This is a genomic window from Alphaproteobacteria bacterium (genome assembly GCA_039980135.1).
In the GTDB taxonomy this organism is placed as follows: domain Bacteria; phylum Pseudomonadota; class Alphaproteobacteria; order UBA6615; family UBA6615; genus UBA8079.
Map to the genome: position 1 here is coordinate 555490 of JBDXCV010000009.1, position 21073 is coordinate 576562.

Genomic DNA, 21073 nt, shown 5'->3' on the forward strand with positions numbered 1-21073 from the left:
CTCGGGTCAGCTTGCGCGTTTGTAGTTGGCAGGCACAAACGGCAGGTCCGCCACTTTGGCAGCCACCGTCCGGCCTCTCAGTTCGATATTCAGTGTTGTGCCGGCCACGGCAGCGGCAGAATCCACATAGCCCATCGCCACAGGGCCGCCGATCGTCGGGCCGAACCCGCCGCTCGTGATCACCCCGACCTGACCGCCACCGCCGTCGCGGATCTCCGCGCCCTCGCGCACCGGCGCGCGGCCGTCGGGCCGGATTCCGACGCGCTTGCGATCAGGACCCTCGTTTAAGTGTCGCAGGATCGTCTCCGCGCCCGGGAAATCCGCGGTCTCGCGCCGGCGCTTGCCGACCGCCCAGGCCAGTCCGGCCTCGATCGGCGACGTGGTTTCGTCGATATCATGGCCGTACAGGCAAAGCCCCGCCTCAAGCCGCAGGGAATCCCGTGCGCCGAGCCCGACAGGCATCACATCGGGATGATCGAGCAACCGCTGCGCCAGACCGGCGACCGCATCGTTCGGCAGCGAAATTTCAAATCCGTCCTCGCCCGTGTAACCCGAGCGTGTAACATAGGCCGGTGCGCCATTCACGGTCATCTCCGCGCCTTGCATGAAAACCAGCTCGCGGCATTCGGGCGCCAGTTCGCCGAGCGCCGCTTCGGCCTTCGGGCCCTGCAGCGCGAGCAGCGCGCTGTCGCCGAGAATCTGCAGTTCGACGTCACTCGCGAGTTGTGCCGAGATATGGGCGAAGTCCGCATCCTTGCACGCGGCGTTGACCACCAGGAACAGGGCCGGGACGCCATTCTCCTCGATCCGGGTGACCATCAGGTCGTCGCGGATGCCGCCCGCATCGTTGAGCAACAGCGTGTAGCGCATCCGCCCGGTCGTCAGCCCCGAAATATCGCCCGGCACCAGCCGCTCGAAACTCGCCGCGGGGTCCTCGCCACGCAGGATCGCCTGGCCCATATGGGAGACATCGAACAGGCCCGCCGCGCCGCGCGTGGCGTTGTGCTCGGCGATGATACCGGCGGGATACTGCACCGGCATGGCATAGCCCGCGAAGGGCACCATCCGGGCACCCAGCGACGTATGCAGGTCGTACAGGGGGGTCTTGCGAACTTCCGTATCAGGCACTGACGCCACGCCGCTCTCCCGGTCCGAGCCAAGCCGGACAGCGCACCCGTTGCGCCGCCTGCCCCACTCTGTCGTCAGACCTGAGAGATTCACCGGTCCCGGGGTCATTTCCGGGCTCGGTTTACGCCTTCGGTGAGGCCCGGCGCCGTACATACCCGGCCGGGCCTGCTTTCCAGAGTGTCATCCCCCTCGCGGTCCTGGATGCCTGAGAGTTTCCGGGGCGGTTGCTCCTTCGGCGCCGGCAAACGAGCCGGTCTCTCCCGCTGGGGTCACATGACAATTTTACTCAACATCGAGCGCGGGGCCTGTACCACGCGCTTCCGACGACATTATGCAATCAGTACGCGGAGTCGGCAGACACTCTAATGGGCCCGCGAATTGGGACTGCGTAGTGGGACTGCCGCCTAACGCCCGCGCTTGTTGAGATTGTATTTCAGGTCTTCGTCAGAGAGCACGAACCCGACGAAGACGCTGAACTCATCGCCGAGCTGGCCGGCCCGCAACGGGATTTTCTGTGCCAGCTCCTCGGCGAAGCCGACCCGATTGCGATTGCCTTCAAAGGTGAGGATCGTCGCGAATTCCTCACGCGCCACGATGTTCTCGTCCTTGTCCGCGATGGCGACGAAATAGTTGACGGTCGCCTGACGCGATGTCGCCGCCGGGCCGCGTGTGGCCGCCATCAACAGCTGCAATTCCACATCGACCATCCCCGTCCGGTCTTCCTTGATGTCCGTGTCGCAGAAGCCCCGGAAATCCGCAACACGCGCCTCCAGGGTGACATCGGTCAGATCGCGCCCCGGGCCGGGAAGAAACTGGGTCAGTTCCGAGGCGTCCTTCACGATCACGATATTCGGACAGGGCGGGGCGGGCGCCGGCGCGCCCTGCTGGCACGCGGCCAGCACAAACAGCGCGAGGGCGGCCCAGCCCGTTCCGGCCCATCCGCTACGGGCATGTGCGGTTCGCAAAAATCTCATGGGATCAGCAATTATCCGGTCAAAGCGTGTTGTGTGTGCCATCGCAGAACGGCTTGTCGCCCGTCTGCTTGCAACAGCAGAACCAGATGGTCTTGGCCTCGTCGCTTTCGAACATTACCGGCTCGAAGTCTGTGCCCTTGTGGGCGCTGTCGCAGAAGGGCTGCTTCTTGCTGCGCCCGCATACACACCACCAGTATTTCCGCCCCGGAATGACATCCACGGCGATGGGTTCCTTCTGTGCGATCTCCGGATCCGCCATCACTTCTCTCCGCGCATCGTACCGTGCCTTGCACCGTGCGGCGCCACTAAGATATTACGGGTACGCGGTAACTGACCGCGCGAAAACATTACGAGAGCGGCGGACCGAGAACAAGGTCGCTCGTGGCTCCACAACGCGTTTCGGAATGCTTCGATGTCGAAATCTCCTCTGACGATCCTGCTGGCGCAACCACGCGGCTTCTGCGCGGGTGTCGACCGAGCCATCCAGATCGTCGAACAGGCGCTGGAACGCTATGGCCGGCCGATATATGTCCGCCATGAGATTGTCCACAACCGCTTCGTCGTCGAGAATCTCGAACGCCAGGGTGCCGTCTTCGTGGACGAACTCTCGGAAGTGCCCGATGACGCGAAGGTGATCTTCTCGGCCCACGGCGTGCCCAAATCCGTGCCCGTGGAGGCCGAGCGCCGCGACCTGTTCTACCTCGACGCTACCTGCCCACTGGTCAGCAAGGTGCACAATCAGGCCCAGCACCAGCAACGCTCGGGCCGGCATATCCTGTTGATCGGGCATGCGGGCCATCCCGAAGTGATCGGCACCATGGGGCAATTGCCCGACGGCTCGATGACATTGGTCGAAACGGTCGAGGATGTCGCAACCCTCGACATTCCTCAGGAAACCCCGCTCGCCTATGTGACCCAGACGACATTGTCGGTCGACGACACGGCGGCGATCGTCGAGGCACTGCGTGCGAAGTTCCCGAATATCGCGGAACCCGGTTCCGAAGATATCTGCTACGCGACCACGAACCGCCAGGAGGCGGTGAAGGCCATTGCCGAACGGTGCGACGCCATGATCGTGATCGGCGCGCCGAACTCCTCCAATTCAAACCGCCTCGTCGAGGTGGCGCTACGTTCGGGCTGCCGGGATGCGGCGCTCGTCGAACGCGCGAGCGGCATGGACTGGGACCGTTTCGACGGCTGCAACACCCTCGGCCTGACCGCAGGTGCCTCGGCACCCGAAACCCTCGTGGAGGAATTCGTCGAGGCCTGTCGCGCGCGATATGATGTCACGATCGAGGAAATCTCGGTGCGCGAGGAGAATGTGCATTTCAATCTCCCGCGCGCCCTGATCGCCTAGCGCGCTCCGATGGCCGTCTACACCGACGTGAACGACGAAGACCTGGTCGCCTTTCTGGCCGACTACGAGATCGGCGAGGTCGTCTCGCTGAAGGGCATCGCGGAGGGTGTGGAGAACACCAACTATCTGCTGCAGACCGTGGCGGCGGAGAACGCCGCACCCCAAAGCTATATCCTGACCCTGTATGAAAAGCGGGTGCATCGCGAAGACCTCCCCTATTTCCTGGGCCTGATGGATCATCTGGCGGAGAGCGGTTTTTCATGTCCGACCCCGATCCACGGGCGCGACGGTGCCGCGCTGCGCGAGCTTGCCGGCCGGCCGGCCGCAATTGTCTCGTTCCTCTCCGGCATCTGGCCGAAGAAAAGCACGCCCCGACACTGCGCCGAACTCGGTGCCGCACTGGCGCAAATGCACGACGCCGGACAGAGTTTCGACGGCCATCGCGCCAACAACATGTCTGTTTCGGGATGGCAGACCCTCGTCGGCCAGACCCGCGACCAGGCCGACGATGTTATCCCCGGCCTCAAGGACATGCTCGATGCGGAACTCGACGACATCGCGTCCAACTGGCCAAGCGACCTGCCGGACGGCGTGATTCATGCCGACCTCTTCCCCGACAACGTGTTCTTCCTCGGGGAGAATCTATCGGGCTTCATCGATTTCTATTTCGCCTGCAATGACGCGCTCGCCTATGACCTGGCGATCTGCATCAACGCGTGGTGCTTCGAGCCCGATAACAGCCTGAACGTCACCAAGGCCCGGGCGCTGTTGCGCGGCTATGCCTCCGTCCGGCCCCTCACCCGGCCGGAATTCGACGCCCTTCCCCGGTTGGCGCGCGGCAGCGCCCTGCGGTTCCTGCTGACCCGGTTGTATGACTGGATCAATCACGACACGGCGGCCTTCGTTCAACCGAAGGACCCGAAACAATTTCTGGGCCGGCTGCGGTTTCACCAGCAGGTGGATGGCCCCGGCGCCTACGGCGTCAGCTTCGAGGATGTATGCCCATGAATGATACAACGCGGATCGTGATCTATACCGACGGTGCGTGTTCGGGAAATCCCGGACCCGGCGGCTGGGGTGCCATCCTGCGCGCCGGCGAGCATGAGAAGGAATTGTCGGGCGGCGAAGATGAGACGACCAACAACCGGATGGAACTCATGGCGGCAATCGCCGCGCTCGAGGAGCTCAAGCAACCCTCGCCGGTCGATCTGTATACCGATTCAACCTATGTGCGCGACGGGATCATGAAATGGATCCACAACTGGAAGCGCAACGGCTGGAAAACCGCCGCCAGGAAACCGGTCAAGAATGTCGATCTGTGGAAACGCCTGGAGCAGGTGATGGAGCCCCACGACATCGAGTGGCACTGGGTCAAGGGGCATGCCGGGCACCCGGACAATGAACGCGCCGACGAACTCGCCCGCGCCGCGATCATCCCGGTCGGCTGACGGATCACCCGGGACTCAACAGCGGAACGAAAACGGGGGCCAGATGGCCCCCGCAATCTTTTCGAATGGCTGAAAGCCTAGAGGTGTTCGAGGACACTCTCGGCCGAGCTCTTCTCGAAGGCGCCGGCCTCGTCGAGAAGAACTTCCGTTACCGTGCCGTCGTCGACGATCAGCGCGAAGCGCTGACTGCGCACGCCCAGACCCCGGTCCACGAGATCGAGTTCCATGCCAAGCTGCTTGGTGAAGGCGGCCGAGCCGTCGGCCAGCATCAGCACAGTGTCGCCGACGGACTGATCCTTGCCCCAGGCTTCCATGACGAACGGGTCGTTGACGGCCATGCAGGCAATCGTGTCGACACCCTTTGCCTTGAGATCACCGGCCTTCTGCACGAAACCGGGCAGATGCTGCGCCGAGCAGGTCGGTGTGAAGGCGCCGGGCACCGAAAACAGAACGACCTTCTTGCCGCCGAACAGGTCGTCGGTCGAGACCTGGTCGATGCCGTCCGCCGTCTTGTGAGCGAGTGCACTCGCCGGAATCTTGTCGCCTACGTTGATCGCCATCTGTCTCTCCTCGATCAGGTGTGTTTCGGGCCGTCCGAACAATCGCGTCCGAACCGACCGCGTCATTGATATCGGTTCGCAACATAGTCTGAATTACGGAAAGTTACAGCCTCGGATCGAAGGAAAATCCGGCGGGAACGACTATTTTTCGGCGACCGCCGTCGTCATGCCGGCCTCGGTGAGCCCCCCGAACACCGCATTGCTCGACAACAATTCCGGCAACACCACCCCGCGGGGCGAATCCGGCCCGTAAATGACATTGAACGGAATGCCGAAACGGCCGAACGATGCGAGATACCGGGCAATCACGTCACTCGGCTTGGTCCAGTCCGCGCGCATCAGAACAACATCGCCGCGTTCGAAAGCGTCGTTTACGGCCTGCGTGTCGAGGACGCGCTTCTTGTTGACCTGACAGGTGATGCACCAATCCGCCGTCACATCCACGAAGACCACATTGCCTCGCGCCACGAGCACCGGAATCGCGACCGGATCGAAAGGCATCCAGGCCTCGTCGCGCGCCGCGACCCGGGACTGGTCACGCACACCGATGCCGATCGCCGGTAGCGCGGTCGGCACAACGAAGGCAACAATGGCGGCGGCGAACACACCCGCACCGAGCATGCGACCACGCTTCTCCGGGATCCGGTTACGCAGCGCGAACAGCGCAACGATCGCGGCCATCAGAGCGGCGACAACCAGCGCGGCCTCGAGCGACACCTGCACCGCCATCACCGACAACAGCCAGACGGCCGTGGCGATCAACGCGAGCGAGAGGAATTTCTTGAGGCCGTTCATCCAGGGACCCGGACGTGGCAGTTTCGTCGCCAGCACCGGAAAGACCGCCACCAGAATGAACGGCAATGCCATGCCGACCCCGAGCGCAAGGAAGATCGCGTAGATCTCGACCGCACCGCGGCTGAGCGCGAAGCCGATCGACGTGCCGAGGAACGGCGCGGTGCAGGGCGTCGCGAGAATTGTCGCAAACGCACCCTGAAAGAACTGGCCACCGAGCGAACTCTTGTTGCCCGCCGCAACGGCCACATCCGACACCTTGCCCGGCAGACGGACCTCGAACAGGCCCCACATGTTGGCGGCAAACAGGGTCAGGATGATCACCAAGGTGACGACGAAGATCGGTTGCTGGAACTGGATGCCCCAGCCCACGGCCAGTCCGGCCGACTTTACACCCACGGCGAGGCTCGCCAGAGCGAGGAAGGACACAACGATACCCGCAGTCGTGGCCAGGAAGCCGAGGCGGACTTCCTTCGGATCGCCGCCGCCATGGCTGACCACCGACAGAAGCTTGATCGAGATCACGGGCAACACACAGGGCATCAGGTTCAGGATCAGCCCGCCGACCAGCGCCAGCGCCATGATCGACAATAGTGTTGTGATCGCCAATCCGCCGGTATCCACATGTGCCAGGCCATTGGCCAGCGGCATGGCGCTCGCCTCGATGCTCCGCGCGCCGTCAATCAGGGTGAAGACCAGCGGATCGCTTTCGAGATCGACCGGCGCGCCTTCACCGAAAATATCTTCTGCCGTGACCGACGCCAGGACGACCCGGCCATTTTCGAGATACTTGAACTCGGGGTTGGAGAAGACCACGTCGCCCGATCCCTCGACCAGAAGGTCCGGGGTCTGAAACGGCGTGTCCGCACGAAAGGCCGTGCGGATCAGCGGCTTTACATTGGTGCCCGAGACGTCGGCACCCTCGAAGACCAGGCCCGCACGACTGCCGTCGCCCGGCACCTGGTTCTGGAACCGATCGATCATGTTGGCGAATTCGGACGGGTTGGCCGGACCAGCGGGAAGGTCAAGCGAGGCCTGAAATGTATGGGGGATGCACACATCGTCGCAGATCAGCAAGTCGACGGTCGCCCGCAATGAAACCGCTTCACCGATGTTCTGCAACTGCGCATTGACCGGGAACACGACCTGCTTCTCGTAGCCGAACGTTTCCAGATCGTAGTACATGAACCGCACCGGCGCGGGCCACTGGAACGCCGCCGAGGCCAGGTTGTCTGACTTTCCCCACTCCACATGGGGCGGAATGCCGGCGTCGCCCGGCGAGCGCCAGTAGGTCTTCCAGCCGTCATCAAGGCGGACCTCGATGCCCAGCGGAATCGTCTCCAGGTCACCCACCGCTGTCGTTGCCGAAATCAGGCGGATATCGGCTTTCGGGCCCTCCAGCCAGTCCGTCGCGACGTCGCTCACGGCCAGGCCCGGCCATAAAATCGCCGGAATGACCGCCACAATCGCGGCCAGACGCAAAACTTCGCGGAAACGCGGTACCATATCGTTCATGCCCTGGCGGGTTTGCCTGTGAGGGTGAGAATGATTCTAATGCTTGAAATATAGGGATGATTACCCCGGAATATAGCGGCTCGCCGCTCAACAGCCCTCACAATTACGTGTCGGAATAGAATGACAAACGCGCCATCGGGATCCAGGAAAACATGACAGACAGCGAAAACACGCCGGGAATGTATTTCGAAGGGCAAATGCTGCTGGCCATGCCGGCGATGACCGATCCGCGTTTCGAGCGCGCCGTCATCTACATGTGCGCGCACAATGATGAAGGCGCGATGGGGCTGGTAATCAACAAGACACTGGATTCGATCGACTTCCGTGAACTCCTCGGACAGCTGGATATTCCTGCCGCCGACAGCGCCCGCCACGTGCCGGTTCATTTCGGCGGTCCGGTGGAAAATCAGCGCGGCTTCGTTCTTCACTCCGGCGAATACCGCCATGCCGAGACATTAATGGTCACGGAACATGTCGGCCTGACGGCTACCCTCGATATCCTGCGGGCGCTGGGCCAGGGCGAGGGTCCGGAGCGATCAATACTCGCGCTTGGTTACGCCGGCTGGGGGGCGGGACAACTCGATTCCGAAATACAAGACAACGCCTGGCTGTCCGTACCCTATGACGAAGACCTGATGTTCGAGGTCAACGATGACGAGAAATGGGAACGCGCCTTCAACAGCATCGGTGTCGATCTGTCGGTCCTGTCCGGTGCATCGGGCCGTGCCTAGCTTTCACCGGCGGGGCGACGGCGCAGGTGCCGGACCGTCACATAGAGGATGAACCCCACGCTGAGCCCAACCAGCACGAACCCGCTGACAATGAACGCGTATCCGACACTGACCGCACTGGCGAGCGGTACCGCGTAGACCGGCGAGAAGAACTGGCCCAGGAAGAACATGGTGGTCAGCGCACCAAGGGCGCGGCCGCGCACGCTCATCGCGGCCCGCGAAATAATCGCAAGGTTGATATTCGGCAGGAACGCTCCGACCGAGAACCCGCCGATGCCCATTGCGATCATGGTGCCGGTGAAACTGTCCGAAAAACCGGTCAGAATATATCCGGTTCCGCCGATGGCGAATATCAGCGCAAAGATCGCCTCCGGACAGAGCTTCTCCCGCACGCGGCTGTAGGTGAGCGATGCCAGCCCTGCCGAGAAATTAAATAATCCGATCGCCAGCCCCGCACGCGTCGGGTCCTCGACACCAATCTCCACCAGGAAGAAGGCGGTCTGCGACGGAACCATGAACAGGATGATCATGGCTACAAATGCGAGGCCGCAAATCAGCCCGATCCCCGTCCATTGTTGCATGGTCGGTGGCGGCTCAGACGCACCGGCACCGACGGAACCGTCCTTATCGGGTTCATACAGGCTCAGGAACATCAGCGGCAGCATCACAAAGGCGGTCGCAAAAAGCGTGAAACCGACACGCCAGTGAATTTCCGCGAGGAGCCCGGCGATGACGACAAACACGAGCGTGCCGAATGACATGAATGCGCCCTGCAGGCCAGCCACGCGGTTGCGTTCAGGCCCGACGAAATAATCACCGACCAGCGCCGTCACACTGGTCATGATCCCGGCAAGAAAAACCCCCAGCAACGCGCGGCTGACGAGCAGGAGAATAATCGATTCGATGACCAGCCCGGAGATACCCGCGAGGCCGTACAGAAATGTCGACGTGATCAGGACATTACGGCGTCCAAATCGGTCGACCGCGTAGCCGACGAACGGGCCCGCCAGTGCGATGAACAGCATGGGCATCGTCAACACGAGCGGCGACAGGAACTCCGCATTGGCGACATGCGCGAAATCCGCGCGAAGCGCAGGCAGTCCCGGTGCGATCGCCGACGGGGCGAGAAACGCCAGCCCGCTGGTCAACAGGATGGTCAGGACACGCAGGCGCTTGCGCGCCAGGACCTTCGCGGAAACGCGCGACGTGTTCATGCGCGCGGCCGAACCCGCGTCATCACGAGCCCGGCGCGCGCGACGCGGCGGTCCGATGGTCCTCGGCGAGCAGGGAGAACAGCACATGATCCTGCCAGACACCCCTGATCTTGAGGTATTTCCGCGCGAACCCGTCTTCCGAGAAACCCGACGCGTTCAGCAGGCCGCGGCTGGCCTCGTTGGTCGGCAGACAGGCCGCCTCGACCCGGTGCAGGCCCAGCTCGGTGAAACAAAAGTCGAGCAGCAGCCCCAGCCCCTCGCGCATATAGCCCTGCCCCGCATAGGCCTCGCCGATCCAGTAGCCCAGCGTGCCGCATTGCGCGACCCCGCGCCGTACGTTCGACAGGCTGATCCCGCCGAGGAGCGCGGGACTTTCACGGTCAAACACGAACATGCTGTAGCCGGTATCGTTGCGCCAGTCGCTGGCATAGCGGTTCAGGCGCCGATAGAACGCGTCGCGGCTGAGCGCATCCGACGGCCAGGTCGGCTCCCACGGCTCCAGGAACTGCCGGCTGGCGGCACGAATCTCGGCATAGGATCGCCAGTCGCGCTCGACCGGCGGCCGCAGAAACGTGCGCGGTCCCTCCAGCCTTACGCTGTTGGCATTACCCGAAAAGGAACGAAACAGCCGCATCGCGCCCGCCCTACGCCGCCAGTCGACCGCGGATGACGTCGAACGATTCCATGTTCGTCGCCGGGCCGATCGTGGCCAGACACGGCGTGGATTCGAGCAACCGCCGCGCGCTGATGGCAAGCGTTTCGGGCGTCACGTTCTCGATCTTCTCGACGAGTTCATCGACCGACACCACCCGATCGTACAACAGCATCTGCTGACCCGCGCGCTCGGCCCGCGCACCGGTGGATTCCATGCCCATCAGCAGGTTCGCCTTCAGTTGCGTGCGTGCGCGCGCGATTTCGTCCTCGCCGAGGGTCGATGACAGCCGAGAGATCTCGTCGCACAGGGCCGGCACAAACTCCTCGACGAGTTCCGGTCCGGTGCCGGCATAGATCCCGAACACGCCTTCGTCCGAGAATGCGGAAAGGAAGGTATCGATCGAGTAGACCAGCCCGCGCCGTTCGCGGATTTCCTGGAACAGGCGCGACGACATGCCGCCGCCGAAGAGGTTGGAGAGTACCGACAGGGCGTAATATTCGTCGGACCCGACCGGCGCGCCGCGAAATCCGATCACGAAATGCACCTGTTCGAGCTCGCGCGCTTCCCGGCTTTCGCCGCCACCATATGTTGCGGTCGGCAAGGCCTGCGCCGTGCCGGCGCGCACGTCGGACAAATGCGCTTCCGCCAGCGCCACCAGCGCGTCATGGGTGATGCTGCCCGCGGCAGCCAGCACGATCGATCCGCCGTGATAATGCCGACCGTGAAAACCGACGATGGCTTCGCGCGGCATCTGCCCGACCACATCAGGACGGCCCAGAACCGGGCGACCCAGGGGCTGTTCGGGAAACGCCACGGCCTGGAAATTATCGAACACCACATCATCGGGCGTGTCGCGCGCCTGGCCGATCTCCTGCAGCACCACGGATCGCTCGCGGCCCAGTTCCTGCTCATCGAAAAGAGAATTCTGCATGAAGTCCGCGATCACATCGATGGCCAGCCCCGCGTCATCCTTCAACACCTTCGCGTAGTAGGCGGTGACTTCGCGCGCGGTGTAGGCGTTGATATGCCCGCCGACGCTCTCGATCGTCTCGGCGATCTGCTGTGAGGTCCGCCGCGGTGTGCCCTTGAACATCATATGCTCGAGCAAATGTGCGACGCCGTTGACCTCGGGGGCCTCAAAACGCGCGCCGGCCCGCACCCACATGCCGATGGAGACGGACTCGACGGTCGGCATCTCATCGCTGACCACACGGACGCCATTGGGAAGCGTGGTTATCCGGACGTCGCTCATGGGCGTTCTCAACCTGTCTTTCGTGCTGCCGCATGGTCGCGCACAAATGCACGCACCGCCGCAACATCATTTTCAATGGTCGCCGCCTGTTCCGGGCGTTCCAGCAGATCCGACAGGTGCGACGGCAATGCCGGCCGGACCCCCGTCGCCTTCTCCACCGCATCGGGGAACTTCGCCGGATGGGCCGTGGCGAGAACCACCCGCTTGTGTCCGTCACGCGGCGCCTTGCGGGCCGCGCCAATTCCGACCGCCGTATGGGGATCGACCAGGACCCCCGACCGGGCGTGCACGTCGCGGATCACCTCCAGCGTTTCGTCATCATCCACGCGGTATGCGGCAAACAGGCCGCGCGCATCATCGCTGAGCTTCTGGCCATCGGGCAGGACACCGTCACGCCGGAACGCGTGCACGGCCGCGTCGACGGCGGCGCCGTCCCGGTCGAGAAGTTCGAACATTAGGCGTTCGAAATTGCTCGACACCTGTATGTCCATGCTTGGCGAGTAGGAGGGTTCCACGGCCGAAATCGACATTTCGCCCTCGGCGAAGAAGCGATAGAGGATGTCGTTGCGATTGGAGGCCACCACCAGACGGGAGATCGGCAGGCCCATCCGGCGCGCGACATAGGCCGAGTAGACATTGCCGAAATTCCCGGTCGGCACCACGAAAGTGAGCGCCTCATCGGGCGCGCCCAGCTTCGCACCGGCGGCAAAATAATAGGCGGTCTGGCCCATGATCCGGGCCCAGTTGATCGAATTCACGGCCGACAGTCCGACCTCGTCCCGCAGTTCGTGGTCGGCAAACAGCGCCTTCACAAGATCTTGGCAATCGTCGAACGTGCCGCCGAGTGCGATGTTGTAGACATTGTCGGCAACGACGGTGGTCATCTGGCGGCGCTGGACCTCGGACACGCGGCCCTGCGGATGGAGCATGAAAATGTCGAGGTTTTTGCGGTCCCGGCAGGCCTCGATCGCGGCCGACCCCGTGTCACCGGAGGTGGCGCCCACAATCGTGATGCGCGCATCGCGGCGCGCCAGCACATGCTCGAACAGGCGACCGAGCAGCTGCAGGGCGAAATCCTTGAAGGCGAGCGTGGGGCCGTGGAAGAGCTCCAGCAGCCATGTGTCGTCGTCGATCTGGCGCAGCGGGGCCACGTCCGGGTGATCGAACCCGGCATAGGTTTCGCGCGCAAGCTGTTGCAGCTGCGTGTCGGCGAGGGTCTGGGTGTCGATGAACGGGCGCAGGATTCTTGCCGCGATGTCGGCATAGTCGAGCCCCTGCAGGGCGCGGATATCGTCGGCTTCGATCGAAGGCCAGGTGGCCGGCACAAACAGCCCGCCGTCGCGCGCGAGACCGCTCAACAGAACGTCCTCGAACTCCAACGCCGGCGCGGTGCCCCTGGTGCTTACATATTCCAAATTCGGGTCCTTCGATGAAAAGCGCGCTAACCTATCCAACGCGATATGCGGATACAAGACGATGCGGCGCAGGATTAGCCCAGATAGCGCGCATTCAGATGTTCGAGGAAGATCTCGGGATTGAGCGGCTCGCCCGTGGCGCGGGACAACAATTCGTCAGCCGTATGACATGACCCGCGGCCGTGCACATGGGTGCGCAACCAGCAAACCATCGGGGCCAGATCGCCCGCGGCGATATCCGCCTCGAGACCGGGCAGGTCGCGGCGCGCGGCGCGGTAGAACTGCGCGGCCGCCATTGCGCCCAGCGTGTAGGTCGGAAAATAGCCGAACGATCCCGACGGCCAGTGAATATCCTGCAGGCAACCGTGGCGGTCATCCGGCGGCGTGATCCCCAGCAGTTCCTGCATGCCGTCATTCCACGCACCGGGAAGGTCCGCCAGATCGAGGTCACCCGACAACATCGCCTGTTCGAGCCGGTAGCGCAGGATGATGTGCAAGGGGTACGTCACCTCGTCGGCGTCCACCCGGATGAAACCGGGCGACACGCGGGTGTAGAGCCGGCAGATATTGTCGACATCCCAGGCATCGCCCGCGCCGCCGAAGGCGGTTTGCATATGCGGCAGGGCGTAGCTCAGGAACGGCCGCGACCGGCTGACCTGCATCTCGATCAGCAGGGACTGGCTTTCGTGGATCGCCATGCCGAGCGCGTTGCCCACCGGCTGGAACTGCCAGTCGCGCGGCAAGCCGCCCTCATACAGCGCATGACCCGTCTCGTGCAGGACGCCCATCAGGGATTCGGTGAAATCATCCTCATTGTAGCGCGTCGTGATCCGGACATCGCCGGTCGCGCCGCCACAGAAGGGGTGATGGCTGATATCCAACCGGCCGCGCTCGAAATCGAAGCCCAGGGCCTGCATCAACTCCGCCGCCAGGGCGCGCTGGTCGGCGATCGCGAACGGTCCCGCGGGCCGGACGGGTGTCGGCTGTCCGGCCTGGCATTCCAATACCTGCGGCAGGAACGCGGGCAGGAACGCCGCGAGGCGGTCGAACAGCGGGTCGAGGCGCGCCATCCGCGTGCCCGCCTCGTATTCCTCAAGCAGCGCGTCATACGGCGCCAGCGAGAGTGCCGCGGCGCGGGCATCCGCCGTCTGGCGTACCAGGTTGAGCACTTCGCGCAGCGCCGGGAGGAGGCTCGGATAGTCGTTTTCCGCGCGCGCGCGCCGCCATTGAAGTTCGCACACCGCATTGGCCCGCGCCGCCGCCTCGACGAGATCGCCGGGCACCGCGGACGCCAGCGCATGGGCACGTTCCATCTCGCGCAAGTTGCCCCGGTGCCAGTCGTCGGTGTCGTGCGCGGCGAAATCCTGTTTTGCCCGTGCGATGCCGTCGGACACCCGGGGGTGAACCAACAACTCGTGACGCATGACGCTCAGGGTCGCGATCTGTTCCGCGCGGCCCTCGGCGCTGCCCTCGGGCATGGTCGTCGCCTGGTCCCAGTCGAGGATACCCAGCGCGTCACCGATCAGCGCGCGGCGGCGGTAGACATCCTGCAGGGTCGCATAGGCGGCGCTGTCGGTCATGTGTCTTTCCGATTCCAGTGAAAAATGAAAAAGATCACCAGGAACACAGCCGCGAGCGCGTACCAGGTGACAGCATATTCGAGATGGGAGTTCCGCAGATTGACGTCAGGGACCGCGCCCATCGGATAGACGCCCGGCGGCGTCGCCTTCGGTCCGGCCTGCACATAGAACCCGACCGGCCCGGACAGGCCCGCAGCCGCCAGCATCTCGCCTTCATGCATGAAGAACCAGTTGTTCGTGGCCGGTTCGTTTTCCGGCACGAAGCCGCCCGGCGCCGTGTACATCCGCACGAAACCGTCGAGCGTGACTGATTCGCCGCCGGCGGCCGCAAACGCGCGCAAATCCGGGAGGGACATCCAGCCCCGGTCGACCATCACCGTGCCCAATCCGTTCGCCAGTTCCATCGGCGCAATCAGATGACCGCCGACCTGGCCGTTGTGCACCCGGTTGAGCAGAATCATCGCACGATCGTTGCGCAATTCACCCGACACGGTCACGGGCCGGTATTCGACATCGGCCAGATCACCCGCGGCGGCCAGCGCTTCCGTGATCTCGACGGGGAGCGCTCCGACGCGTTCGGCGCGGGTCGCGATGAGTTCGTTCTTCCATTGCAGCCGCTGCACCTGCCAGGTGCCGAGACCAATCAGAACGATCAGCACAGGCAACGCCAGGGCGGTCGCCCAGAATGTCGGTCGAAAGCGCATATTCATCTACCAGACGGGTGCACGAGGCCCCGGTGTTCAGCGCGTGATATCCGCGTCATCCACATTGTGCTTGAACTGCTGCGCCACAAGCCAGGCCTTGAACGGACGCATCAGCGCAATCGCCCCCACGATGATCACCGGTATCCAGACCAGGAAATGGACCCAGACCGGCGGGGCGACGGTAAACTGGAACCAGGCCGCGAGCGGCAGAATCAACGCGCTGTACAGCACGATGATAAAGAAGGCCGCCCCGTCATCCGTGTTCAACCGGCTGTAGTCGAAATCGCAGACCGGACAGCGCTCGCGGACCGTCAGCAGACCCGTGTACAGCTTGCCCTGCCCGCATCGCGGACACGCGCAGCGCAGACCGGTCTTCAGGCTGGACTGCCTCGGATAATACGCGACCACGCAGCTTGTCCGATCCAGTAACCAATCAGGCGGCGAAGGTGCTCCAGACATACACGAACGAGAACAGGAACAGCCACACGACATCGACGAAATGCCAGTACCAGGCCGCCGCCTCGAAGCCGAAGTGATGGTCCTTGGTGAACTGCCCCTTCGCTGTGCGCCACCAGCAAACGGCGAGGAATACCGTCCCGACGATCACGTGGAAACCATGAAAGCCGGTCGCCATGAAGAAGGTCGAGGAGTAGATGCCGTCACGGAACCCGAAAGGTGCGTGGGCATATTCGAACACCTGTGCGGCCGTGAAAATCATGCCCAGCATGACGGTCCAGCCCAGCATCTTGGCCGCGTGGGACATGTTGCCCTCGCGGATATCGTGATGCGCCCAGGTGACCGTGAAGCCCGACGTGAGAAGGATCAGCGTGTTCAGCAGGGGCAGGTCGAACGGGTTGAAGACCTCGACCCCGTCCGGCGGCCAGACCGACCCGATCGATTCCGTCGGGAACAGCGCGGCGCCGAAGAACGCCCAGAACCAGGCCGCGAAGAACATGATCTCGGAGATGATGAAGAGCATCATGCCGTAGCGCAGGCTGAGCTGCACGACCTTGGTATGCATCTTCTGCACATGTGCTTCGTCGATGACGTCGCGCCACCATCCCATCATCGTCATCATGGCGAGGACGCTGCCCGGTGCGATCGTCCACAGACCAATGGTCTCGAAGAAGGGCTGCAAGCCCGCACCCAACGATCCGGGATGCAGGAAGATCACAAGCCCGACGGCCATCAGGAACCCGCCGATCGAACCGACGATCGGCCAGTGGCTCGGCTCCACCATGTGATAGGGGTGGTTGCCGTGTGATTCGTGTGCGTGATCACTCATGTGCTTTTCTCACTTTTCGCCGGGCAGTATCGTCCGGGCTTTGAACAGGTATCAGTTCACTCGGGTCTTGTCGGCCTTCTGCAACGATGCTGCCTTGCGGGCGGCATCGGCGTCATGATCGCGGAAAAAGGTGTAACTCAGGGTAATTTCGGTCACGTCATCGAGATTCTGGTCTTCTGCAATCGCGGGATCGACGAAGAATGTGACCGGCATCTGGGCCGTCTCGCCGGCCGCCAGGGTCTGCTCCGTGAAACAGAAACACTGGACTTTCACAAAATACGGTGCGGCCTTGAGCGGCGTGACGTTGAACGTGGCTGTCCCGGTCACCGGCTCTGAGTGGCGGTTGGTTGCCTCGAAAAAGGCCAGACCAGACTCGCCGACATGCAGATCGATCGTACGCTGCACCGGCTTGAACCGCCAGTCGAGGGCAGGCTCGATGTCGCTGTTGAATCGGACGGTGATCGGCCGGTCGGCAAGGATTTCTTCCGTCTGGGGCGCGCTGGCTTCAACCAGCGGAATGCCGGCGAAACCGAATTTCTGACAAAAGGCCCGGTAGGCCGGGACGGTCGCGTAGGCAAAACCGTTCATGCCGAGGATCATCACGATCAACCCGCCGAAAACGTAGCGGTTGCGGCGGCGGCGGTTGCGGTTGCGGTTCTCGGCCATGCTCATCCCAGTAACCCTGCGCGTGCAATGAACACGAGGTAGAAGATCAGGATCAGGCCGCCGATGACAGCCAACATCGCGTAATTTTTACCGCGTTGTTCACGGTGCCGTTCGCTGTATTCACGTTTCGCCATCGTCGATCTAGCCCACCAGCGCGATCAGTGAATCCGCGAGCAGAAGCGCGAATACGAGGAACAGATAAAGAATCGAGAACCCGAACATCTGCCGCGCGCGCCTGTCCTCCGCCGCATCGGGTTCGCGCAAGACACGCACCGCGCAGACAATAAACGCCACGCCGAGGGCCGCGGCGCCGATGGCATAGAGCAGGCCCGCCGCGCCGAGCGCGAAGGGCACGAGGCTTACCGGGACCAACAACAAGGTGTAGGCCAGCATCTGATGCTTGGTCGATTTGCGGCCCGCGACAACCGGCATCATCGGCACACCCGCGCGCGCATAATCACCGCTGCGATAGAGCGCGAGAGCCCAGAAATGCGGCGGTGTCCACAGGAAGATGATGGCGAAGAGGCTGAGTGAAATCAGGCTGACATCACCCGTCACGGCCGCCCAGCCGATCATCGGTGGAAACGCACCGGCAGCACCGCCGATAACGATGTTCTGCGGCGTGCGCCGCTTGAGCCAGACGGTGTAGACGAACACATAGAACAGGATTGCCGCGGCCAGCAGTACCGCCGCGACCCAGTTCGTCGCGAACCCCATGAGTGTGACCGAGAACACGGCCAAGACCGTCGCGAACCCAAGCGCGTCGCCCGGCGCCACGCGCCCCGCGGGCAACGGACGGTTCGCCGTGCGCGACATCAGCGCGTCGATATCGCGCTCGTACCACATGTTGATGGCGCCCGCCGCGCCGGAGCCGACGGCGATACACAGGATCGCCACGACCGCGAGCAACGGGTGCAATGCGCCCGGCGCGATGAACAGACCGACCGCCCCGGAAAACACCACGAGCGTCATCACCCGCGGCTTCAGCAGCGCCACGAAATCCGAGACGCGTGAGCCCGCCGCGACAGGCAGCGCGGTCTCATTCGCCCGGTTCAGATACGCGGCATCAGCCAATGCTCAACTCCGTTTGCGCCAATCGAACCCGCGACCGCCTAGTGGGCCGGTGCCGGCTTGATTTCAGGCAGTTCCTCATGGGTGTGGTGCGGTGCCGGTGAGGGAACCGTCCACTCCAGGGTCGTGGCACCCTCGCCCCAGTAATTCGCCTCCACCCGGCGTCCGGATGTGAGGGTCTGGATGACGATGAAGATGAACAACACGATACCGACGGCCGAAATATACGAACCGATCGACGACACCTCGTTCCAGCCCGCATACGCATCGGGATAATCGGAGATGCGGCGCGGCATGCCGGCCAGGCCCAGGAAATGCTGCGGGAAGAAGGTGATGTTCACGCCGACGAACGTGATCCAGAAATGCAGCTTGCCGAGGGTCTCGTTGTACTGCCTGCCCGACATCTTGCCGATCCAGTAGTAGAAACCGGCGAACATGGTGAAGACCGCGCCGAGGCTCAGCACATAGTGGAAGTGGGCCACCACGTAATAGGTGTCATGCAGCGCCAGATCGAGGCCCGCATTGGCGAGTACCACGCCCGTCACGCCACCGACGGTGAACAGAAAGATAAACCCGACGGCCCAGAGCATCGGCGTGTCCATGCGGACGGACCCGCCCCACATGGTCGCGATCCAGGAGAATATCTTGATGCCGGTCGGCACCGCGATCACCATTGTCGCGACCGTGAAATATGCCCGCGTATCGACGTCGAGTCCGACCGTGAACATGTGATGGGCCCAGACGATGAACCCGACGAAGCCGATGCCGACCATGGCGTAGGCCATGCCGAGATAGCCGAAGACGGGTTTCTTCGAGAAGGTCGAGACGATCTGGCTGATGATGCCGAAGCCCGGCAGGATCATGATGTAGACCTCGGGATGACCGAAGAACCAGAACAGATGCTGGAACAGGATCGGGTCGCCACCGCCGGCGGCGTCGAAGAATGACGTGCCGAAGTTGCGATCCGTGAGCAGCATCGTGATCGCGCCGGCGAGCACCGGTACCGCGAGGACCAGCAGGAAAGCGGTCACCAGCTCGCCCCAGATGAACAGGGGCATGCGGTGCAGGGTCATGCCCGGCGCACGCATGTTGAAGATCGTGGTGATGAAGTTGATCGCACCGAGAATCGAGGATGCGCCCGCCAGATGCAGCGCAAAGATCGCCATATCCACCGACGGTCCGGGTTGCCCCACAGCCGACGAGAGCGGTGGATAGACCGTCCAGCCGGTGCCGGCCCCACCGCCCACGAATGTACTGCCCACGAGCAGCAGGAAGGCCGGCGGCAGCAGCCAGAAGGAGATGTTGTTCATCCGCGGAAACGCCATGTCCGGCGCGCCGATCAGCAGCGGGATGAACCAGTTGCCGAAGCCGCCGATGACGGCGGGCATGACCACGAAGAACACCATGATCAGGCCGTGGGCCGTGATGATCACGTTCCAGAACTGGCCGTCGGTGGTGCCGTCGCCCGCGAGGAAGAACTGGGTACCCGGATCCTGCAGTTCGAGCCGCATCAGGATCGAGAAGATGCCACCGATGATGCCGGCGACGATCGAGAAGGTGAGATACATCGTCCCGATGTCTTTATGGTTGGTCGAGTAGACCCACCGTCGCCAGCCGCGCGGGGTGTGATCGTCGTGCGCGTGTGCGTCTGCGTGTGCGTCAGCCATCTTACAATCTCCTCGCCGCGCTACTGTGCGGACACGGGCGCAGCGCCCGTTTCATTTCGTGTGATCTGGATCGGTCGCGGGGTCAAATCGCCGTCGGCGCCGCCGAAGCGTGCCTGCGCGTTCGTGATCCAGGCGTCAAACTCCGCCTCGGGCACGGCCTTGATGGTCAGCGGCATGAACGCATGCCCCGCACCACAAAGTTCCGAACACTGACCGTAATACATGCCCGGCTCGTCGATCAGGAACCAGGTCTCGTTCGTGCGCCCCGGCACGGCATCGACTTTCGAACCGAGTGCCGGCATCGCGAAGGCGTGCAACACGTCGGACGACGTCACGAGGACGCGGATCTTCTTGCCGACCGGCAGGACCAGATTCTCATCCGTCGTCAGCAAACGGGGCTGCCCGGGCTTGAGCTCGTCGTCCGGCACCATGAATGCATCGAAGGTGAAATCGCCGTGGTCGGGAAATTCGTAACTCCAGTACCACTGGCGCCCGATCGCCTTGATCGTGAGGTCGGCGTCGGTGACGTCGTCGGTCGCGTACAAGAGCGGCAGGGAGAAAAACCCGATCACAAACAGAATGACGATCGGGACCAGCGTCCAGAGGATTTCGATCATCGTGTTGTGGGTCGTCTTGGTGGGATTGGGGTTCGCCTTCTCGCGGAAACGCACGATCGTGTAGAGCAGCAACGCCAGCACGAAAACCGAGGTCGCGAAAATGACCCAGAGAAGGAAATCATGGAACGTCGTCATCTGCTCCATGATCGGCGAATGCGCCTGTTGAAACCCGAGTTGCCAGGGTTCCGGCTGCTGGGCCACCGCGGGGGTCGCCACAATTGCGAACAGCATGCTCGCAAGACCAGCCAAACCGGTGTAACCGGCGGCGCGTTTCAGATGATGTTGAATTGTCGTCATTCGCTCGCTTCCATCTGGCCACCCGCGCCCGCGAATCGGATCGCATGGCGGATAACCCCCTATAGCCCATTGGACGGGCCGAAAAATATACCAGCGCACCGCCCTCAACAAGTCACAGCCCGCGCGATTTACAGCCTTGAGACAC

The 21073-nt window shown here is 63.1% G+C and carries 22 protein-coding genes and 1 riboswitch; of the genes, 4 read left to right on the forward strand and 18 right to left on the reverse strand.

Translation table 11 applies throughout. The annotated features are described in order from the left end of the window. Positions 1 to 6: 6 nt before the first annotated feature. The 3 genes from gcvT to ABJ363_13150 form a co-directional block, all read right to left on the reverse strand. A complete protein-coding gene (gcvT, locus tag ABJ363_13140; protein ID MEP4379941.1) occupies positions 7 to 1137 on the reverse strand; it encodes a glycine cleavage system aminomethyltransferase GcvT in 1131 nt (376 codons plus the stop codon). Between the two features lie 173 nt (positions 1138 to 1310). Beyond that, positions 1311 to 1401, reverse strand: a riboswitch (glycine riboswitch). A 131-nt stretch (positions 1402 to 1532) separates the two neighbouring features. After that, positions 1533 to 2102 carry a hypothetical protein gene (locus ABJ363_13145; GenBank protein ID MEP4379942.1) on the reverse strand — a complete coding sequence of 190 codons (570 nt, stop codon included), beginning with the start codon at positions 2100 to 2102 and terminating at the stop codon, positions 1533 to 1535. Positions 2103 to 2121: 19 nt separating this feature from the next. Next, a complete protein-coding gene (locus tag ABJ363_13150) occupies positions 2122 to 2361 on the reverse strand; it encodes a CDGSH iron-sulfur domain-containing protein (protein MEP4379943.1) in 240 nt (79 codons plus the stop codon). A 153-nt stretch (positions 2362 to 2514) separates the two neighbouring features. Between ABJ363_13150 and ispH the strand changes: the two genes are divergently transcribed. Genes ispH through rnhA form a run of 3 tightly spaced genes read left to right on the forward strand, consistent with a single transcriptional unit; the run spans position 2515 to position 4907 of the window. Then, positions 2515 to 3459: a 4-hydroxy-3-methylbut-2-enyl diphosphate reductase gene (ispH, locus tag ABJ363_13155; protein MEP4379944.1), complete on the forward strand. Its 945-nt coding sequence runs from the start codon at positions 2515 to 2517 to the stop codon at positions 3457 to 3459. Positions 3460 to 3468: 9 nt separating this feature from the next. After that, positions 3469 to 4467 carry a homoserine kinase gene (locus ABJ363_13160; GenBank protein ID MEP4379945.1) on the forward strand — a complete coding sequence of 333 codons (999 nt, stop codon included), beginning with the start codon at positions 3469 to 3471 and terminating at the stop codon, positions 4465 to 4467. Continuing rightward, complete coding sequence (gene rnhA, locus ABJ363_13165) at positions 4464 to 4907, forward strand: ribonuclease HI (protein MEP4379946.1); 444 nt, start codon at positions 4464 to 4466, stop codon at positions 4905 to 4907. Before ABJ363_13160 ends, rnhA begins: the two co-directional genes overlap by 4 nt. 77 nt (positions 4908 to 4984) lie before the next feature. On the opposite strand, the gene ABJ363_13170 is transcribed toward rnhA, so the two are convergent. Together ABJ363_13170 and ABJ363_13175 are read right to left on the reverse strand one after the other, a co-directional pair. Next, entirely contained in the window at positions 4985 to 5467 is a 483-nt protein-coding gene (locus ABJ363_13170) for a peroxiredoxin (GenBank protein MEP4379947.1), read from the reverse strand. Positions 5468 to 5608: 141 nt separating this feature from the next. Continuing rightward, positions 5609 to 7774: a protein-disulfide reductase DsbD domain-containing protein gene (locus ABJ363_13175; GenBank protein MEP4379948.1), complete on the reverse strand. Its 2166-nt coding sequence runs from the start codon at positions 7772 to 7774 to the stop codon at positions 5609 to 5611. A gap of 152 nt (positions 7775 to 7926) precedes the next feature. On the opposite strand from ABJ363_13175, the gene ABJ363_13180 reads away from it, so the two are divergent. Next, positions 7927 to 8505 carry a YqgE/AlgH family protein gene (locus tag ABJ363_13180; protein ID MEP4379949.1) on the forward strand — a complete coding sequence of 193 codons (579 nt, stop codon included), beginning with the start codon at positions 7927 to 7929 and terminating at the stop codon, positions 8503 to 8505. On the opposite strand, the gene ABJ363_13185 is transcribed toward ABJ363_13180, so the two are convergent. The 13 genes from ABJ363_13185 to coxB all read right to left on the reverse strand — a co-directional run bounded on the left by ABJ363_13185 (position 8502) and on the right by coxB (position 20928). Then, positions 8502 to 9719, reverse strand: coding sequence for an MFS transporter (locus ABJ363_13185; GenBank protein ID MEP4379950.1), 1218 nt, complete (start codon positions 9717 to 9719; stop codon positions 8502 to 8504). The two genes, ABJ363_13180 and ABJ363_13185, sit on opposite strands and share 4 nt — an antisense overlap. 22 nt (positions 9720 to 9741) lie before the next feature. Further along, entirely contained in the window at positions 9742 to 10353 is a 612-nt protein-coding gene (locus ABJ363_13190; GenBank protein MEP4379951.1) for a GNAT family protein, read from the reverse strand. Between the two features lie 10 nt (positions 10354 to 10363). Then, complete coding sequence (locus ABJ363_13195; GenBank protein ID MEP4379952.1) at positions 10364 to 11626, reverse strand: pitrilysin family protein; 1263 nt, start codon at positions 11624 to 11626, stop codon at positions 10364 to 10366. 8 nt (positions 11627 to 11634) lie between these two features. After that, positions 11635 to 13041, reverse strand: coding sequence for a threonine synthase (gene thrC, locus ABJ363_13200; GenBank protein ID MEP4379953.1), 1407 nt, complete (start codon positions 13039 to 13041; stop codon positions 11635 to 11637). A 74-nt stretch (positions 13042 to 13115) separates the two neighbouring features. After that, positions 13116 to 14621 (reverse strand): carboxypeptidase M32, encoded by a 1506-nt coding sequence (locus ABJ363_13205; protein ID MEP4379954.1) that lies wholly within the window; start codon positions 14619 to 14621, stop codon positions 13116 to 13118. Next, positions 14618 to 15325, reverse strand: coding sequence for an SURF1 family protein (locus tag ABJ363_13210; GenBank protein ID MEP4379955.1), 708 nt, complete (start codon positions 15323 to 15325; stop codon positions 14618 to 14620). The genes ABJ363_13205 and ABJ363_13210 overlap by 4 nt, the downstream gene beginning before the upstream one ends. Before the next feature lie 36 nt (positions 15326 to 15361). Beyond that, entirely contained in the window at positions 15362 to 15733 is a 372-nt protein-coding gene (locus ABJ363_13215; protein ID MEP4379956.1) for a DUF983 domain-containing protein, read from the reverse strand. Positions 15734 to 15758: 25 nt separating this feature from the next. Further along, the gene (locus tag ABJ363_13220; protein ID MEP4379957.1) at positions 15759 to 16610 is read right to left on the reverse strand and encodes a cytochrome c oxidase subunit 3; all 852 of its coding nucleotides are present in this window, start codon (positions 16608 to 16610) and stop codon (positions 15759 to 15761) included. A 51-nt stretch (positions 16611 to 16661) separates the two neighbouring features. Further along, complete coding sequence (locus tag ABJ363_13225; protein ID MEP4379958.1) at positions 16662 to 17276, reverse strand: cytochrome c oxidase assembly protein; 615 nt, start codon at positions 17274 to 17276, stop codon at positions 16662 to 16664. Between the two features lie 2 nt (positions 17277 to 17278). Further along, the gene (locus ABJ363_13230) at positions 17279 to 17410 is read right to left on the reverse strand and encodes a hypothetical protein (GenBank protein MEP4379959.1); all 132 of its coding nucleotides are present in this window, start codon (positions 17408 to 17410) and stop codon (positions 17279 to 17281) included. Positions 17411 to 17417: 7 nt separating this feature from the next. After that, entirely contained in the window at positions 17418 to 18332 is a 915-nt protein-coding gene (locus ABJ363_13235) for a heme o synthase (protein ID MEP4379960.1), read from the reverse strand. 56 nt (positions 18333 to 18388) lie between these two features. Continuing rightward, positions 18389 to 20014, reverse strand: coding sequence for a cytochrome c oxidase subunit I (ctaD, locus tag ABJ363_13240; protein ID MEP4379961.1), 1626 nt, complete (start codon positions 20012 to 20014; stop codon positions 18389 to 18391). Between the two features lie 20 nt (positions 20015 to 20034). Continuing rightward, positions 20035 to 20928 carry a cytochrome c oxidase subunit II gene (gene coxB, locus ABJ363_13245; protein MEP4379962.1) on the reverse strand — a complete coding sequence of 298 codons (894 nt, stop codon included), beginning with the start codon at positions 20926 to 20928 and terminating at the stop codon, positions 20035 to 20037. Positions 20929 to 21073 lie beyond the last annotated feature (145 nt).

What these genes read in the sequence shown, in the direction of transcription:
- ABJ363_13145 (MEP4379942.1), bottom strand. Translation starts at nt 2,102, where the DNA reads ATGAGATTTTTGCGAACCGCACATGCCCGTAGCGGATGGGCCGGAACG.
- ABJ363_13150 (MEP4379943.1), bottom strand. Translation starts at nt 2,361, where the DNA reads ATGGCGGATCCGGAGATCGCACAGAAGGAACCCATCGCCGTGGATGTC.
- ispH (MEP4379944.1), top strand. Translation starts at nt 2,515, where the DNA reads ATGTCGAAATCTCCTCTGACGATCCTGCTGGCGCAACCACGCGGCTTC.
- ABJ363_13160 (MEP4379945.1), top strand. Translation starts at nt 3,469, where the DNA reads ATGGCCGTCTACACCGACGTGAACGACGAAGACCTGGTCGCCTTTCTG.
- rnhA (MEP4379946.1), top strand. Translation starts at nt 4,464, where the DNA reads ATGAATGATACAACGCGGATCGTGATCTATACCGACGGTGCGTGTTCG.
- ABJ363_13170 (MEP4379947.1), bottom strand. Translation starts at nt 5,467, where the DNA reads ATGGCGATCAACGTAGGCGACAAGATTCCGGCGAGTGCACTCGCTCAC.
- ABJ363_13175 (MEP4379948.1), bottom strand. Translation starts at nt 7,774, where the DNA reads ATGAACGATATGGTACCGCGTTTCCGCGAAGTTTTGCGTCTGGCCGCG.
- ABJ363_13180 (MEP4379949.1), top strand. Translation starts at nt 7,927, where the DNA reads ATGACAGACAGCGAAAACACGCCGGGAATGTATTTCGAAGGGCAAATG.
- ABJ363_13185 (MEP4379950.1), bottom strand. Translation starts at nt 9,719, where the DNA reads ATGAACACGTCGCGCGTTTCCGCGAAGGTCCTGGCGCGCAAGCGCCTG.
- ABJ363_13190 (MEP4379951.1), bottom strand. Translation starts at nt 10,353, where the DNA reads ATGCGGCTGTTTCGTTCCTTTTCGGGTAATGCCAACAGCGTAAGGCTG.
- ABJ363_13195 (MEP4379952.1), bottom strand. Translation starts at nt 11,626, where the DNA reads ATGAGCGACGTCCGGATAACCACGCTTCCCAATGGCGTCCGTGTGGTC.
- ABJ363_13205 (MEP4379954.1), bottom strand. Translation starts at nt 14,621, where the DNA reads ATGACCGACAGCGCCGCCTATGCGACCCTGCAGGATGTCTACCGCCGC.
- ABJ363_13210 (MEP4379955.1), bottom strand. Translation starts at nt 15,325, where the DNA reads ATGCGCTTTCGACCGACATTCTGGGCGACCGCCCTGGCGTTGCCTGTG.
- ABJ363_13220 (MEP4379957.1), bottom strand. Translation starts at nt 16,610, where the DNA reads ATGAGTGATCACGCACACGAATCACACGGCAACCACCCCTATCACATG.
- ABJ363_13225 (MEP4379958.1), bottom strand. Translation starts at nt 17,276, where the DNA reads ATGGCCGAGAACCGCAACCGCAACCGCCGCCGCCGCAACCGCTACGTT.
- ABJ363_13230 (MEP4379959.1), bottom strand. Translation starts at nt 17,410, where the DNA reads ATGGCGAAACGTGAATACAGCGAACGGCACCGTGAACAACGCGGTAAA.
- ctaD (MEP4379961.1), bottom strand. Translation starts at nt 20,014, where the DNA reads ATGGCTGACGCACACGCAGACGCACACGCGCACGACGATCACACCCCG.
- coxB (MEP4379962.1), bottom strand. Translation starts at nt 20,928, where the DNA reads ATGACGACAATTCAACATCATCTGAAACGCGCCGCCGGTTACACCGGT.